Annotated in this window: 16 protein-coding genes; 4 read left to right on the top strand and 12 right to left on the bottom strand. The window is 64.0% G+C overall.

Annotated features, from left to right (window positions below):
* Positions 1-101 precede the first annotated feature (101 nt).
* From EP376_RS15360 to EP376_RS15350, 3 genes are all read right to left on the bottom strand, one after another.
* Positions 102-725, bottom strand: coding sequence for a VPLPA-CTERM sorting domain-containing protein (locus tag EP376_RS15360; RefSeq protein WP_127656505.1), 624 nt, complete (start codon positions 723-725; stop codon positions 102-104).
* Positions 726-946: 221 nt separating this feature from the next.
* Positions 947-1,135: a hypothetical protein gene (locus EP376_RS15355; RefSeq protein WP_127656504.1), complete on the bottom strand. Its 189-nt coding sequence runs from the start codon at positions 1,133-1,135 to the stop codon at positions 947-949.
* Between the two features lie 99 nt (positions 1,136-1,234).
* Positions 1,235-2,482 carry a sarcosine oxidase subunit beta family protein gene (locus EP376_RS15350; RefSeq protein ID WP_276317305.1) on the bottom strand — a complete coding sequence of 416 codons (1,248 nt, stop codon included), beginning with the start codon at positions 2,480-2,482 and terminating at the stop codon, positions 1,235-1,237.
* A gap of 253 nt (positions 2,483-2,735) precedes the next feature.
* On the opposite strand from EP376_RS15350, the gene ccmI reads away from it, so the two are divergent.
* Genes ccmI through EP376_RS15335 form a run of 3 tightly spaced genes read left to right on the top strand, consistent with a single transcriptional unit; the run spans position 2,736 to position 4,707 of the window.
* The gene (ccmI, locus tag EP376_RS15345) at positions 2,736-3,977 is read left to right on the top strand and encodes a c-type cytochrome biogenesis protein CcmI (protein WP_127656503.1); all 1,242 of its coding nucleotides are present in this window, start codon (positions 2,736-2,738) and stop codon (positions 3,975-3,977) included.
* On the top strand, positions 3,974-4,450 hold the full coding sequence (ruvX, locus tag EP376_RS15340) for a Holliday junction resolvase RuvX (RefSeq protein WP_127656502.1): 477 nt from the start codon (positions 3,974-3,976) through the stop codon (positions 4,448-4,450). The genes ccmI and ruvX overlap by 4 nt, the downstream gene beginning before the upstream one ends.
* Positions 4,447-4,707 (top strand): DUF1289 domain-containing protein, encoded by a 261-nt coding sequence (locus tag EP376_RS15335; protein ID WP_127656501.1) that lies wholly within the window; start codon positions 4,447-4,449, stop codon positions 4,705-4,707. Before ruvX ends, EP376_RS15335 begins: the two co-directional genes overlap by 4 nt.
* Positions 4,708-4,737: 30 nt before the next feature.
* On the opposite strand, the gene EP376_RS15330 is transcribed toward EP376_RS15335, so the two are convergent.
* The 3 genes from EP376_RS15330 to dusA all read right to left on the bottom strand — a co-directional run bounded on the left by EP376_RS15330 (position 4,738) and on the right by dusA (position 7,450).
* Entirely contained in the window at positions 4,738-5,511 is a 774-nt protein-coding gene (locus EP376_RS15330; RefSeq protein WP_127656500.1) for a hypothetical protein, read from the bottom strand.
* Positions 5,508-6,332, bottom strand: a complete 825-nt coding sequence (locus EP376_RS15325; protein WP_127656499.1) for a sulfite exporter TauE/SafE family protein — start codon at positions 6,330-6,332, stop codon at positions 5,508-5,510. The genes EP376_RS15330 and EP376_RS15325 overlap by 4 nt, the downstream gene beginning before the upstream one ends.
* A 128-nt stretch (positions 6,333-6,460) precedes the next feature.
* On the bottom strand, positions 6,461-7,450 hold the full coding sequence (gene dusA, locus EP376_RS15320; RefSeq protein ID WP_127656498.1) for a tRNA dihydrouridine(20/20a) synthase DusA: 990 nt from the start codon (positions 7,448-7,450) through the stop codon (positions 6,461-6,463).
* Positions 7,451-7,628: 178 nt separating this feature from the next.
* Between dusA and EP376_RS23335 the strand changes: the two genes are divergently transcribed.
* The gene (locus tag EP376_RS23335) at positions 7,629-7,892 is read left to right on the top strand and encodes a hypothetical protein (protein WP_127656497.1); all 264 of its coding nucleotides are present in this window, start codon (positions 7,629-7,631) and stop codon (positions 7,890-7,892) included.
* A gap of 428 nt (positions 7,893-8,320) precedes the next feature.
* Here EP376_RS23335 and EP376_RS15310 read toward each other — a convergent pair whose 3' ends face one another.
* The 6 genes from EP376_RS15310 to EP376_RS15285 form a co-directional block, all read right to left on the bottom strand.
* Complete coding sequence (locus EP376_RS15310) at positions 8,321-9,655, bottom strand: cytochrome-c peroxidase (protein WP_127656496.1); 1,335 nt, start codon at positions 9,653-9,655, stop codon at positions 8,321-8,323.
* Entirely contained in the window at positions 9,652-11,208 is a 1,557-nt protein-coding gene (locus EP376_RS15305) for a CRTAC1 family protein (protein ID WP_127656495.1), read from the bottom strand. The genes EP376_RS15310 and EP376_RS15305 overlap by 4 nt, the downstream gene beginning before the upstream one ends.
* Before the next feature lie 6 nt (positions 11,209-11,214).
* Positions 11,215-11,976 carry an ATP-binding cassette domain-containing protein gene (locus EP376_RS15300; RefSeq protein ID WP_127656494.1) on the bottom strand — a complete coding sequence of 254 codons (762 nt, stop codon included), beginning with the start codon at positions 11,974-11,976 and terminating at the stop codon, positions 11,215-11,217.
* The gene (locus EP376_RS15295; protein WP_127656493.1) at positions 11,973-13,274 is read right to left on the bottom strand and encodes a sugar ABC transporter permease; all 1,302 of its coding nucleotides are present in this window, start codon (positions 13,272-13,274) and stop codon (positions 11,973-11,975) included. The genes EP376_RS15300 and EP376_RS15295 overlap by 4 nt, the downstream gene beginning before the upstream one ends.
* A gap of 100 nt (positions 13,275-13,374) precedes the next feature.
* Positions 13,375-14,397, bottom strand: coding sequence for a D-xylose ABC transporter substrate-binding protein (gene xylF / locus EP376_RS15290; protein ID WP_127656492.1), 1,023 nt, complete (start codon positions 14,395-14,397; stop codon positions 13,375-13,377).
* A gap of 160 nt (positions 14,398-14,557) precedes the next feature.
* Positions 14,558-15,436, bottom strand: a complete 879-nt coding sequence (locus EP376_RS15285; protein ID WP_127656491.1) for a MurR/RpiR family transcriptional regulator — start codon at positions 15,434-15,436, stop codon at positions 14,558-14,560.
* Between the last annotated feature and the right edge of the window lie 43 nt (positions 15,437-15,479).

The following is a 15,479-nucleotide window of genomic DNA, read 5'->3' as shown; positions in this document are numbered from 1 at the left end:
CTGCGCTGTCCCGCCCCGGCGCCGCTACCCGGGAAGACAAGACAAACGCCCGCCCCGACCGGTCAGGCGGGGGCGGGCGCAGTTCTGTTATTGGCAGACGATCAGGTTGTCTTGCGCCGCCGAACGAGGCCAAGACCACCGAGGCCCAGCACAAGTAGCAGCGCCGAGGCCGGCAGCGGGATCGGAGCCACGCTCCGCATCAGCCAGACCTGCTCGGAGGTGCCGGCGAAATCATAGCCGCTCACCCGGAAATCGACTTGCTCGGGCGTGACGTTGAAGCGCCGCCCGATGGTAAAGGCATCGGCGCGCCCGGCCAGCTGAGTGCTGTCGGACACGAGGCCGCGCGCATATTCATGCGTGCTGGACAGGTCGACGCAGGTCCCCACCGGGCAGAACCAGTCCCGCAGCCATTCGGCAAGCGCGATCTGGCCGGCATCGGTCGAGCCATGGGTGATGCCCACCGATGCGCCAAGCGCGTTCATCACGGCGGTCGTGGCGACCGACCAGCCTTCGAAATCACCGCCTGCGCCGAACTCGCCCAGCATGGCCGAATAGCCATAGCCCATGGTGAGATCGAGCCGCAGGAACTCCACATTGTTGTCTGTGTCGCGAAGCACGGTGTCGGTTCCGAAGACCGCATCGTCGAGGACCACCGTGCCGGCAGGAAGGGCCGCCGCCGTGAAGCTGGCAACGATAAATGCCAAGGTTGCAAGTAAATGTCGCATAATCAAACCTTTCTATTTTGAACTCAAATGAGTCAAAATTAGCAGCTTATGGTTGATCTGCAAGTCTGGGGAATCCTTACCCCGAAGCGCCGGTCACACGTGCCGACGAAGCCCGTAGGCACGTCAGGCGTCATGACGTGAAACCGCCAAAGGCGCGGGAACCGGAACGACACGCATGGGCGCTGACACGACATCCAAGCCGGACGGCACGGCCCGCCGGGTCAGAGCTGGGGGTAAACGACCTCGCCACTGGCGCGGGAAAAATCGTTGTAGCCCTCGCCCGTGATGGCCACGACAAGGAACATCGTCAGGACGATCGTCCCGAGGGTGCCGAAGGCAAATCCTGCGAGTTTCGCCCCATGACGGGAATAGAACTCGGGGTCGGTGATCGTGCGCATCGTTCTCAGCATCGGCAAACCTCGCTTAACTCGACACTGCGAAGTATGCTTGCCGCGAGGAAGATCAAGATCAAAGCGGGCCCCATCTGGCCTATTGGCGCCGACGGCACGTCAGTGCGCCACCCCCGCCGCCACGCTTTCATCGACGAAACGGCCTTCGCGGAACCGTTCGAGCCCGAATTCGGCCGTCAGCGGTGAATGGCCGGTGGCCATCAATTCGGCAAAGCCCCAGCCGGAACCGGGGATCGCCTTGAACCCGCCGGTGCCCCAGCCGCAATTGATGAAGACATTCTCGACCGGCGTCTTCGACAGGATGGGCGAGCGGTCGCCCGTCATGTCGACGATACCGCCCCATTGGCGCAGCATCTTGAGCCGGGCGATCATCGGGAAGGTCTCGACCAGCGCGCGCACGGTTTCCTCGATATGATGGAAGCTGCCTCGCTGGGTGTAGTTGTTATAACCATCCGCACCGCCGCCGATCACCATCTCGCCCTTGTCGGACTGGCTCATGTAGCCATGCACGGTGTTGGCCATGACAACCACGTCCATGCAGGGTTTGATCGGCTCGGACACCAGCGCCTGAAGTGCGACGCTTTCGATCGGCAGGCGGAACCCGGCCATATCGGCCAGCACGCCGGAATGGCCCGCCACCACGATGCCCAGCTTGTTGCAGTCGATGGCGCCCTTCGTGGTGTCGACGCCCACGACGCGCCCCCCCTCGCGCCGGATCGCGGTGACCTCGCATTGCTGGATGATATCCATGCCCATGTCGGAACAGGCCCGGGCATAGCCCCAGGCCACCGCGTCGTGCCGCGCGGTGCCCGCGCGATCCTGCCAGAGCGCGCCCAGAACAGGATAGCGCGGCCCGTCGATGTTCATGATCGGGCACAGTTCCTTGACCCGGCGGGGCGAGATGAATTCCGTCTTCACGCCCTGCAGCGCATTGGCATAGGCCGTGCGCTGGTAGCCGCGGACTTCGTGATGGGTCTGGGCCAGCATCATCACGCCACGCGGCGAATACATGATGTTGTAGTTCAGGTCCTGGCTCAGCGTTTCATACAGGCTGCGGGATTTCTCGTAGATCGCGGCGGACGGGTCCTGCAGATAGTTCGAGCGGATGATCGTCGTGTTGCGGCCGGTATTGCCGCCGCCCAGCCAGCCTTTTTCGAGAATGGCGACGTTGCGGATGCCGTGGTTCTTGCCGAGGTAATAGGCCGTGGCCAGCCCGTGGCCGCCGGCGCCGATGATGATGGCGTCGTATTTCGCCTTGGGAATCGGGGAGGCCCAGGCCCGCTCCCAGCCCAGATGGTTGCGCATGGCCTCGCGCGCGATGGCGAAAGCGGAATAGCGTTTCTTCACGGGCGAATCTCCCTGTCCGGCCGGGCCTCGTCTGACAGCCTGATTGGACCCGTTGCCGATAAATAATCCGCCTGCCTGCGGCACTCGGATCTACGAATGCGACACGGTCAGACGCGCCTTGCTGAAGAGGCCCCGAAGACGGGAAAAAGGCAAGCCCCCCGCCCCCATCGGTGGCGTTTGGCCGCGCCCCCTTTCGGATTGCCGGAGGAGCCAGTAAGTAAAGCGAACTTCGCGCCACGAGGGACCGAAAGACATGATGTTCTGGATCATTGCCGGCCTGACCGCCAGCGCCGTAGCCGTGACGCTTCTGCTGCCGCTTTTCCGGCGGCAGTCCGATGCCGATGCCGACGATGGAGATCTGGGCATCTACCGCGATCAGCTGAGCGAGCTGGACCGCGACGTGGCGCGCGGCGTCATGGATGCCGAAGAGGCCGAACGCGCCCGCACCGAGATTGCCCGACGGCTCCTGACCGCAGACAAATCGGCCCGGCAGGCCGCGCACGAGGCCCCCCGCGGCGCGACCTGGGCCCTGGCGGGCCTCTCGGCCATCGTGCTCGTGGGCGGGGGCCTGTTTGCCTATGACAGGCTCGGGGCGCCGGGCTATCCCGATATCCCGCTGGCGCAGCGGGTCGAGTTCAGCGAACAGATGCGCGACAGCCGGATCAGCCAGACCGAGGCCGAGGCTCGTGTCGCCGCCCGGCGACTGGCCGAAACCGGCGAGGTCGATCCGCCGGTCCCGCCGGGCCTGCCGCAAGATTACGTCACCATGGTCACCGAATTGCGCGAGATCGTCCCGACCCGGCCCGAAGACCTTCAGGGCTGGGAACTTCTGTCGCTGCACGAAGCCCGGCTTGGCCGGTTCGCCGCCGCGGCCCGCGCGCAGGAGCGCGTGATCGCGCTGAAGGGCGATGCGGCGACTGCCGCCGACAAGGTTGCGCTCGTCGATCGTCTGGTCGCAGCCGCCGATGGTTTTGTCTCGCCCGAGGTCGACCGGATCATCGCCGAGATTCTCGAGCAGGATCGCGGCAATCTTGCTGCGCGCTATTACACAGGGCTGCTCTATGCCCAGACCGATAGCCCCGAACTGGCCTTCAGCCTTTGGCGTCAGGTCGTCGAACAGGCAGGCCCCGGCAATGTTCATGGCGAACTGGCTCGTCGCCAGATCGAGGACGTGGCCTTCCGCGCAGGCATCGACTACTCGCTGCCCGACGCGCCCGGCCCCAGCGCCGAAGACATCGCCGCGGCGCAGGACATGTCGCCCGAAGACCGGCAGCAGATGATCCGCGGCATGGTCGACAGCCTGTCCGACCGGCTTGCGACCGAAGGCGGATCGGCCGAGGAATGGGCCCGGCTGATCACGGCACTCGGCGTGCTGGGCGAGAGGGAGCGGGCCGAGGCGATCTTCCTTGAGGGCCGCGACATCTTCGCCACCGACCCCGCCTCAGCCGAGACGCTGCGCAACGCGGCGATCGGGGCCGGGATCGTGGGGGAATGATCGTCGAGGAACCGGGCGATTTCGCCGCGCTCCTGCCGCAGGGGCTGCCGCTTGCGGGGCTTGATCTCGGAACAAAGACGATCGGCGTGGCGATATCCGACAGGCTCCTGTCGGTGGCGACGCCGCTCCAAACGATCAAGCGGCGGAAGTTCACGCTCGACGCCGAGGCGCTTCTGGCGCTGATCGCCGCGCGCGAGGTGGGCGGAATCGTGCTGGGCCTGCCGCGCAACATGGACGGCAGTGAAGGCCCGCGCGCCCAATCGACCCGCGCCTTCGCACGCAACCTGTCGCGCCTGACGGACCTGCCCATCACCTTCTGGGATGAACGGCTTTCGACGGTGGCCGCCGAACGCGCGCTTCTGGAGGCGGATACGACACGAAAACGTCGCGCAGAGGTCATCGACCATGTCGCGGCGAGCTATATATTGCAGGGACTGCTCGACCGGCTCGGGCATATCAGGAGACAGGCGTGAGCAAACCCGACCCATCCGACGCCGTCTGGGCGCGCGCGGAAATCGACAGCCCCTGTGTGAAAATCTGCGTGATCCATCCAGAGACGCGGCTTTGCACCGGCTGCAGCCGTTCGATCGACGAGATCGCGGCCTGGAGCCGGATGAGCCCCGAGATGCGCCGCGAGATCATGGCCGCCCTCCCCGACCGCGACCCGGCCCCAAAGGGCCGGCGCGGCGGCCGCGCCGCGCGCCTGGCGCGCGGCCGGGACCAAAATTAGCTAATTTTGGTCCGCCCCCCGGGGGGACAATCACGCCAGCCATCGGGCCGGATCCCCGAAGACGGGCCTGAAATAGGCCGCCATCCGCGCAGGTCCCCGGACCCATGCGCCGCGCCGCCAGGGCGCGATGCCGTGCAGCATATGCCTGTGCACGACCACCGATTGCCCCGGCAATAGAGGCAATTCACGGCGCGGGCACGCACCGAAAACCGCGCGCCGGGCCGCGCCATAGGCCTCTGTCACATCCTCATCCGCCAAACGGTCGGCCGGCACCCCGTCGAGACGACGTGTCAGGGCCTCGCCCATCATCCTGTGGCTGCCCTCCCAGACGACGAGAGGGCTCGCCCCCGGCGAAGCGGGGTTGAGCGGCAGCCCCAGAAGAACCGCATGCGGTTCGCACAGGTGGCGGCGGCGCTCCGGCCCGACGGGCAGAAGCCCGTCAAGGTGGGCCGCATCCCGCCTGAGCCTGTAGCCATGGGCGGCCTCGCTCTCACCCGGATCGCGGCCCGGATAGCCAGGAAAGACGGCGCTCAGCTGCGCGGGATGCCAAGGGCCGGGCCAATCCAGAACCTCCTCCCACGGCCCCGCCAGCGGCACGCCCCCGATCGCACCGTCGGGGCCGTTGGGCAGGGCATCGACGCCCACAAACCACGTCCCGCCATGGCGAAGGGCACCTGCCCGCGTCTCGACCCCGGCCAGCAGGTGGCGGCCAGCCTGACTGGCCGCGTCAGCCCAGCGCAGGACGCGCGGATCGGCCGGCAGCACGGCATAGCCGTCCCGCGCGAGCCTTTCGGCCGCTGTCACCAGCCCGCCGCCTTGCGCAGCATGTTGGCCGCCACAAGGAACAGGAACAGCCCGAAGATCCGTTTCAGCCGCGCCGCATCCGTTCTGTGGGCCAGCGCCGCACCATAGGGTGTCGTGATCAGCGTCATCGCGATCACAAGCCCGAATGCCACGAGATTGACCGCGCCGATGGTCAGCGGCGGACGCCCGCCATCGGGCAGCGCGACCGTCAGGAAGCCGATCACCGACGGCACCGCGATCAGCACGCCAAATCCCGCAGCCGTCGCCACCGCCCGGTGGATCGGCACGGAAAAGAGCGTCATCGTCGGCACCCCGAAACTGCCCCCGCCGATGCCCATCAGCACGGACAGGAAGCCGATCACCGGCGACAGGATCCAGCGCAGCGGCCCGCGCGGCATCTCTGGCCCCAGACGCCAGCTTGCCCGCCCCAGCGTCATGTAAAGCGCGACGATCATGGCGAGCCCGCCAAAGATGAGCTGCAACGCGCCCGAGCGCAGCGACGTGGCCAGCCACACGCCCACGATCGCGCCCAGCACGATCCCCGGCGCCCACCCCCGAAGGATAGACCAATCCACGGCGCCCTTGCGGTTATGGCTGAGGACCGAGCGGATCGAGGTCACGATGATCGTGGCCAGCGACGTGCCAAGGCATAGCTGCATCAGCTGCGGGCTGTCATAGCCCAGCACGCTGAACGCATAGAAGAAGGCCGGGACAAGAACGATCCCCCCGCCCACGCCCAGAAGCCCCGCCAGAACGCCGGCAAAGGCTCCGATTGCCAGAAGCATCGCACCCAGCAACAGCAATAATGAAAGATCCGGCATTTTGGCTCCTCTGCTCCCCGGTCGTCATGCCCCCGGGCGCGTCTGGTGGCAAGGGTCGGATCGGCGCGGGTCGGGTCTGGCCGGGAACGTCGGGAGTCTCGCCCCCAGACCGGCTGATGGCCACCTCGTCAGGCGGCGCGCTGCATCAGACCCGCAAGCGCGCGGTCGAGAACCTCTGTCCCTGCGCCGTCGCGGTTGGCGTCCTCCGACAGGATGCGCCGCCAGTGGCGCGCGCCGGGCCGCCCGGTGAACAGCCCCAGCATATGGCGGGTGAAATGGTGCAGCCGGCCACCCTCGGCCAGATGACGTTCGATCGCGGGCCGGATCGCGTCGAGCGCGTCATGCGGCGCGTCAAGCGGGTCATCGGAGCCGAAGATGCGGCTGTCGGCCTGCCCGAGGATCGTCCAGGGGTCGTGATAGGCCGCGCGCCCGATCATCACGCCGTCAAGCCCCTGCCCCAGCAGCTCCTCGGCCTGATCCAGCGTCGTCACCCCGCCATTGATCGAGATGTGCAGATCGGGAAAGGCGGCCTTCATCTCCGCTACCAGAGGATAGTCGAGGGGCGGGATATCGCGGTTCTCCTTGGGCGACAGGCCCTTGAGCCAGGCCTTGCGCGCATGGATCGTGACGCGGCGGACGCCCGCCCCCGAGATCGCCTCGAGAAAGGCCGGCAGCGCCTCGCGCGGCTCCTGATCATCGACGCCGATGCGGCACTTGACCGTCACCTCGACCGGACAGGCCGCGATCATCTCGGCCACACAATCGGCAACCCGTTCGGGGCTTTTCATCAGGACCGCACCGAAGGTGCCCGACTGGACCCTGTCCGAGGGACAGCCGCAATTGAGATTGACCTCGTCATAGCCCCAGTCCGCCCCGATCCGCGCAGCCTGCGCAAGTTCCCCGGGATCCGAGCCGCCCAGTTGCAGCGCAACAGGATGCTCCACCGGATCGAACCCCAGAAGCCGCGGCCGGTCCCCGTTCAGAACGGCGGGCGCCGTCACCATCTCGGTATACAGAAGCGCGTGCCGCGACAACGCACGGTGAAACACCCGGCACCGACTGTCGGTCCAGTCCATCATCGGGGCGACAGACAGTCGAGCGTTTTGATCTATTTTCATCTCTTGTGTATCTTCAACCTGTTGGCGGCGGATGCTGCTACGCTGGAAAACGCCCCAATATCCCCGAATTTGCCCTTCTACGACGACTCATTGCACACATGAGCCGCAAGACGAAAATGGCCTCCATCTACCCGCGCTCCCCTCCGGTGCCTGACCTCCGTGCAGATCAGACGCAAGGGTGGCTCACGCCAGCGAGACCCTTCACCGCACAAGCGACACCCACAAATGGGCTCGTCAGGCGGAGACGTGTGTCGATCAGGGCCTTTCACCGAACAAGTCGTCCGCCGCCCGCATTGCGACGGTTGGCGACCTCCTAGACCTGCATATAGACGACATGTGCGCGGTTGTGAAACCACCTCGCGGCAGCAAGGCCGCCACGCTCATGACGCTCAAGCGAGTTCTCGGCAAGGAGAAGATCGCCACCTCGACCGGCAGAATCTGATCAACTACGGCAAGATGCGCACCGAACTAGGTAAGGCGCGTCTTGCAAATTGGTCCGGTGGACCAATTTGGCGTCGAACGGCCCGGTGACGCTCGGGTTCGCAATCCCGGATCAAGGTTTACCGCGTTTCTCTGAATGGCCGCGCTTTCGGCAACGCCGCTGCACTCTGCAACCCGCGCGATGCCTGGGCTTTCGAGGCGTTGGCAGAGTGACTGAAGCCCGGACTGGAACAGGTGCGTTATCATCAGCTTTCCGACAAGTCCGTTGCGGAAGTGCGGCGCGAAAAGCGCAAGCCTACTGGGTTCCAGCCCAATCCATCCAACAAGACGGTGCAGCCATGGGAGGACAGGCGGCCATTGAAATCGCAGGACACATTCCATCCACACTCTGATCAGTCATGGAACGGTGACCGCTGCCGAGCTGTCAAGTCACCGCTCAACGACCAGCCCGGACGGGACGGTTTCCGGAATTCCCATGCGCCCACCATTTGCGGCCTGAGGATCTTCAAGAGCCTGCAGGAAGGCGAGAATGGAATTGATCTCAGCGTCCTGAAGTGCAGGGGTATCGATCGGTGCCGTCCTTGACGCGTCCGCGATACCCGCTCGATCCGACAGGCTCCCATCCATTGGCCAGTCTTCGTCAGTCAATTCCATGTCTGGAAGTATCGCTTCCCCAAGATCATATGGCTCCGGTAGTTCTCCACGGGACATGTGGGCGACCAGATAGCGCCTCAGGTCAGAATATGCGCCCGCATGACCATACGGCGCGGTCAGCGTGACATTTCGCAGCGATGGTGTTCGAAACGCATAGGCGTCCTCGGGCCGTCCGGTCACACGTTGGCGCCCGGTGTCCCTTTGGTGGCTTTCGAAACGCTCGGCTTTGCCGGGGCCGATTTGTTGATCGCCCATGGCGTGGAACTGCATGTCCGTCAGAAGCGGTCCGCTATGGCACGTGCTGCATCCTGCATCGCCGTAGAACAGGCGAAGGCCCTCCATGGCGTCGGGATCAAGTTGCACGTCCCCTCTCAGATAGGCGTCGAACGGTGATGTGTCCGACCGGAAGTCGAATGCCATGTAGGCGGCAATGGCGTTGGAGATATCGGTAAAGGCGATATGACGGCCAGCGTCGATGTCTGGATAGACGTCCTTGAACATCTGCTCGTATTCAGGGATCGCAGCAATGCGTGCAGAGATGGCAGACCAGGCGCCGTCAGGTCCGGTAATACGACCCGAGCGGATCAGCCTTGAGATTTCGTTCTCGGCGTAATGTCCCGCCATCTCGTCCTGCGACAGCACCGGGAACATGGTTTGGGCCGACAGGATCGAATCAAACCCGGTGACCATCTCGTCTTCCAAAGGCGTCCGGAAACCCGTTGATCTGCCCGGATCCGCCTCGATCCGCCCGTCCGCGAACATGACAGTGAAGCCCAGGGCCCCAACGTTCCAGAGGGCTGGTGCATTTCGAGGAATTCGCTGCTCTGGGTAGTTATCCGGATCGGGACGTCGGTCCGGACCAAGGCCAATACCGCCTTCGCCAATCCCCAGCGACAGCCCGTCCGAAGTCCCGAAGCGAGGGTGATGGCAGCTCGCGCAAGAGATGTTTCGATTGCCGGACAGCTCGGCGTCCCAGAACAGCAGCCGTCCCAGTTCGACCTCGGCCATGTCGACCGGCGGAAAATCGGCATCCGTCAAGGGGGCGGGCAGCGGCTCGGCCGCAGGGCCGGTTGCGCAAAGAGCGAGGGCGACGGCCAATGGGCGGATCATTGCAGGTCCTCCAGGATCAAGGCGCGCTCGGGTCCCGGGCTGACTTCGAGGCGAAGGTTTGCGGCAACGGGGGTCCAGTCCGACGTCTCGCCCCCCGGCCAGATCACTCGGACCTCGACGCTTTCGGCAATACCCAGTCCGAAATGCATCGGCCCCGCGGCGCCGGACACATGGCCACCGCCAGCCGTGACCTCCTGCGTCAGGACGCGGTCGTCAGGCAGGCGAACTTCTGCGAAGGCGCCAAGGCTGCGGGTATTCACGCCCGAGGACGCAAGTTCGATCGAAAGCCAGTTACCGGCATCCGATGTCGTGTTCTGCCAGACTTCCATCGGCGCGCGACGATTGACCACGACGATATCAAGCTTTCCATCCAGGTTCAGATCGACAAGACCCGCCCCGCGCGCCCGCTCTGTCGTGCCGACCCCGGTCACGGCGCCCAGCTCGACGAAGGTTCGATCAGGTTGCTGGATCAGCAGGTTGTTGGGGTCATGGATGGCGTTGGACGGCATTTGATCGACGTTGCCCTTGGCGATGAACAGGTCGACAAGGCCGTCGTTGTTCAGGTCATCGAACTCGGCATGCCACCCGGTCGAAGGGCGGCCATCGTCGCCGACATAGGGTGTCGTGGCATAGGTGCCGATGTCGAAGGGGGCGTTCTCCATGACACCGCCGCCCCGGTTCAGTTGCAGCGGCTGATCGCCCATTGACGTCAGCATGACCTCGGGCAGGCCATCGCCCGTCAGGTCTCGGCTGGCGATGCCCATTCCCCACAGTTTCATCTCGGGCCAACCGTCTTCGGCCCCGTATTCGGACAGCGGGTCCAGCCGCCACATCTGCTCCCGGCCATTCCGGACATAGTATTGCCGGTCGTTCGAGATCCGAAGATCCGGCGCTCCGGTCCGCTTCCAATCCGAGATCAGCATAGACAATGCGCAGAAGCCGGGCTCGAGCGGAATGGGGCTCCCGAAGGAGCGGCCGACGGGTCGGAAGATGTAGTTCGTGTCGCAGGTCCCGAACGGACCATCGGGGTCCCGTTGGTCGACGTAGTTGCCGAAAACCAGTGTCGGCCACGCGTTCCCCTGCTCGAATGCGGCAGTGAATGACGTTGTCCATTCGTCGCCGCCGTCGAAGCGCCAGTCGGAGGGGGCAGGTTCGAAACCGCAGTCCCCTACCCCCCGCCACAGCAGGTTCGGCCCATTGCGCAAGACAACCAGATCAAGTTGGCCGTCGCTGTCGACATCGACAGGATAGGCCCCGGTCACGGCGGTGACTTCGGCCATCTCGCCGAGCCCGAACGCGATGTCGCCACCGGGCTCGGAGGCGTTGACGAACAGCTCCGCACGGCTTTCGCCCCCCGCAACGAAGAGGTCCGGCAGGCGGTCGTCATTGCAATCGAAGATCGCGACACCGCCGCCGACGAAGTGTGTCCAGCCGCCGCTGTAGACATGGGCGACCGGCAACGCATCCGAACGGTCTGAAAAAGCCACCTCGGCCGCTGCGGTGCCGGCCAGCAGACAGACCGGCAATGCAAGGACAGCTCGAGACGCGGCCATCTATTTTCAGGCCGCCAGGTGCGCCGGCTTCTTACCGAGGATGATCATGCCCAGGATATCGTCGTCCGTGACTTCATTGACATTCACGGTCCCGACCAGCTGACCGTTCTTCATGACGCTCGCCCGGTCGCAGAGCTTCATCACGTTGTGGATATCATGCTCGATCAGAAAGATGCCGATGCCCTGCGCCTTGAGCTCCTGGATCAGCTCAGCGACCATCTGGGTCTCGTGCGGACCAAGCGCGGCGGTCGGCTCGTCCATGATCAGGATGCGGGCGTTGAAGTAGACCGCTCGGGCGATTGCAACAGACTGCCGCTGACCGCCCGACAAGGCACTGACCGGGTCATTGAACTTCTTGAAGTTGGGGTTTAGCCGACCCATGATCTTGCGCGTCTCGGCCTCCATCTTGGCGTCGTCGACCAGCCCGTTGCGCATGATCTCGCGCCCAAGGAACAGGTTGGACGCCGCATCGAGGTTATCCGCCAACGCCAGGGTCTGGTAGATCGTCTCGATGTTGTAGGCGCGCGCGTCGCGCGGGTTCTCGATATGGGCTTTCTCACCGTTCACGCGGATCTCGCCCGCGTCCATGTGATATGCTCCGGAGAGACATTTGATCAGGGTCGATTTTCCGGCGCCGTTATGGCCCAGCAGGCCGACCACCTCGCCGGGATAAAGGTCGATGGACACGTGATCCACAGCCTTGATCCCGCCGAAGGCAATCGAGATGTCACGAAGTTCAACGAGGGGTGTCTGTCCGTCCCGGTTCATTTGCTGATCCCCATCCGCTTGCGATAGATGATGTCGACCCACACTGCGACGATGAGCACAAGTCCGACGATGATGTTCTGGAACGGCGTGTCGACGCCGACCATGGCCATCCCCGACTGAAGCGACTGCATGATCAGAGCCCCAAGGACCGCGCCGTAGATCGTGCCGACGCCACCGGCCAGTGCCGTGCCGCCGATGACAGCGGCGGCGATGACGCGCAACTCCTCGAGCATGCCGATGTCATTTCCGTGGCTCTGCAACCGGGCCTGCGCGATCAGAGCCGCAAGGCCGCACAGGAACCCCATCAGGGCAAAGACCTTTACTGTCAGCCACTTGGTGTCGACGCCCGACAACTCGGCCGCGTCCGGGTTGCCGCCCGCGGCAAAGATGTAGCGGCCGAACCGGGTCTTGCGGGCAACCACGGTCATCACCACGGCGACCAGGATCAGGATCAGGACCGAGATCGGCAGGCCATGCATCGCGGTATAGCCTTCAGGCACGGTCTCGCCCCGGGCCTCGAACATGCGGCGCAGCTTGCCGGCCGGGATCTCGTAGAGAGACAGCCAGTGGACAAAGAGCATGATCGTGGCGACGATGATGGCCATCATCGTTCCTTCGGCCCACATCGGCTTGACCACGAAACCATGGCCGATCTTGTTCTTGCGGGCGGCCATCATCGTGAGAACGGCGACGACGGACGCCGCGATACCGACGGCATAGCTTGCCGGTGCGCCAAGGACGCCTTCGGTTCCCCCGAACATCAGCAAGTTGGGGTCGGTCAGGGAAACGGATTGCCCGTTGGTCGTGAACCAGTTGACGTTGCGCCAGATGAACAGGCCGCCAAGTGTCACGATGAACGACGGGATCTGCTGATAGCCCACAAGCCAGCCGGTCGCTGCGCCCATCAGGATGCCGGACGTGAACCCGATCAGGATCGTCAGCACGAGGACCATGGGATTGCCGTATTCGAGGCCGAAGAGTGACGGCAGCCAGTAGGCCTGCGACATTGCCATGACCGCGGAGCACATGGCCAGCATCGAGCCTACGGAAAGATCGATATGGCGGGTCACGATCACGAAGACCATCCCGCAGGCCATGATTGCGACCGGAACCGTCTGGACTGAGATGTTGAATACGTTTCGAGGCTGGATGAATGTCCCGCCGGTCCAAACCGTGAAGATCAGAACGATCGCAAGGAATGCGACCAGCATTCCAAGAAGCCTCGCGTCAAGCTCCAGCGTCGCAAGGACCCCCCGTTTCGTGCCGGACGCGCTTGCTGCTTCCGAAATATCCGCCATGTATGGTGCCCTCCCTTCGGGGCGCCCTCCTCAAGGCACCGCCCTAAAAAGTGGTGCAACGACCGGACAGGGCCCGGTCGTTGCGTTTGGCTGCTAGAGCCTATTCACAGACGGCCAAGCCGGAGACGCCCGCGCAGAGAGTCTCTTTTTCGATCCAGCCGGCATCAAGCACGATGTCCAGATTGTCCTGGGTGATCGGAATGGGCGCGAGAAGCATCGAGTTCAGCTCGTTGCCGCCGGGCGAGTTGAAGATCGCCGAGCCCTCGACGTCGGCCATCGCCGTACCTTGAGCCATCGCAACTGCGATTTCACCTGCGGCGCGGCCAAGTGCACGGCTGTCCTTCCAGACCGAGACGGTCTGCGTGCCCAGTGCAACGCGGTTCAGAGCGGCCATGTCGCCGTCCTGGCCCGAAACCGGGATCCCTTCCATGCCCTGAGCGGTCAGCGCCGCGACGACGCCGCCGGCAGTGCCGTCGTTCGACGCAACGACAGCGTCCACGCCGTTGTCGGTCTGGGTCAGGATCTGCTCCATGTTCCGCTGGGCGTTGGCCGGCTGCCAGTCGTCGGTGTAGGCTTCGCCGACGATCTCGATGTCACCCGCGTCGAGCGCAGCCTGCAGCACTTCCTGCTGACCGCCACGCAGGAAGTCCGCGTTCGGGTCGACGGGCGATCCCTTGATCATGACGTACCGACCGGTGGGCTGGGCTTCGAGCACAGCCCGGGCCTGCATCCGACCCACTTCGACGTTATCGAACGTGAGATAGAAAGCGCGGGGATCGTCGATCATCCGGTCATAGCCGACCACGGGCACACCTGCATCTTCGGCGGCGTCCAGAGCCGGTCCGATCGAGGCGCTGTCCTGAGCGAGGATGATCAGGGCGCTACAGCCCTGGGTGATCATGCCCTCGATGTCGGCCAGCTGCTTGGTGGCCGAGGTTTGCGCATCAGCGGAAATGTACTCGGCTCCCGCGGCATCCAGCGCGCCGACGATGGCTGCTTCGTCGGTCTTCCAGCGCTCTTCGCGGAAGTTCGACCAGCTGACGCAGACGCTCAGGTCCTGCGCCATCGCATCGGTTGCGAAAATGGCGCCAGCAACGGTAGCGAGCAAAATGCTCTTCTTCATTCTTAGTTCCTCCCAAGATTGGTCTAAAGACAGCCGAAAGGGACCGACCACCTCACTGGAAACCATTATCTACGATTTGATCTTTGTCAAATATCATTTTCTGCAATGAATGTTGCAGAGTATCTGTGCACTCCACTTGCCAGCGGCTTGCATCGACCGCTCATAGACCCGTAACTGTCGGTATTCTGGGGTTTTCCTTGTCTTTCTGGACGCGGGCGGCCACGGCGACCATCAGCGCCTGAACCAGGCACATCGGCGCGGCCAAAGACCGCGAGAAGGTATAATCATGCTCGGGCACCGCAAAGAGAATCGTTGAAGGTTTCATCAGCGGCGACAATGTGCTGTCAGAAACGGCGATGATCTTCGTGCCGGCGCGGCCGGCCTCTTCTACAATGTTGACCACCTCGGTCGCATAGAACCTGAAAGACACGGCGATCAGCAGATCATTGGGGCCCATGTTGCGCGCCATGTGCGTGGACAGCCCGCCGCTTGCGTCCAGAAGAACGCAAGGCCGGCCCAGCATGGTCAGGATATAGCGCAGGAGGCTAACCACTGGCTCCGCCCGTAGCTGGCCCACCAGATAGATGGTGTCTGCCGTTTCGATCATCTCCGCCGCGCGGGCCAGGTCCTTCGCGCCGACCGACTCGAGCAACCCTTGAAGAGAGGCGATGTCACGTACAACGAGTTCCCGCAGGAAATCCAGCTCTGACCCGGTGCCGTGCCGCGTCAGCTCGCTCTCCAGAACTTTCTTGCGGGCCTCGAACCCCGGCGCGGCGGTGCTGAGCCTGAGCTGAAACAGCTCCTGCAGATCCTTGAACCCTCGATAGCCGAGGGACTGGGCAAAGCGAACAAAGGTCGAGGCGTGGATACCGCTTTGGGTGGCGATGGAATTGACCGACCGAACGGCGACTTCGTTCGGGTTCTGTGTCAGGTACTCAGCAATCCTCTGGTAAGTCTTGCTCATTCCCTCAAATCGGTCGTGGATCACCCGGATCAGATCCTCGTAATTCTCCGGGGCCTTGATTTCGCTATTTGCCATCGTTGATCGCGACCTCTCCTGCCCATCGAGACTAGCCGGTTGC

The organism is Alexandriicola marinus (assembly GCF_004000435.1).
In the GTDB taxonomy this organism is placed as follows: domain Bacteria; phylum Pseudomonadota; class Alphaproteobacteria; order Rhodobacterales; family Rhodobacteraceae; genus Alexandriicola; species Alexandriicola marinus.
The sequence above is the reverse complement of the archived record's forward strand: the minus strand, read 5'-3'. Positions and strand labels throughout refer to the sequence as shown.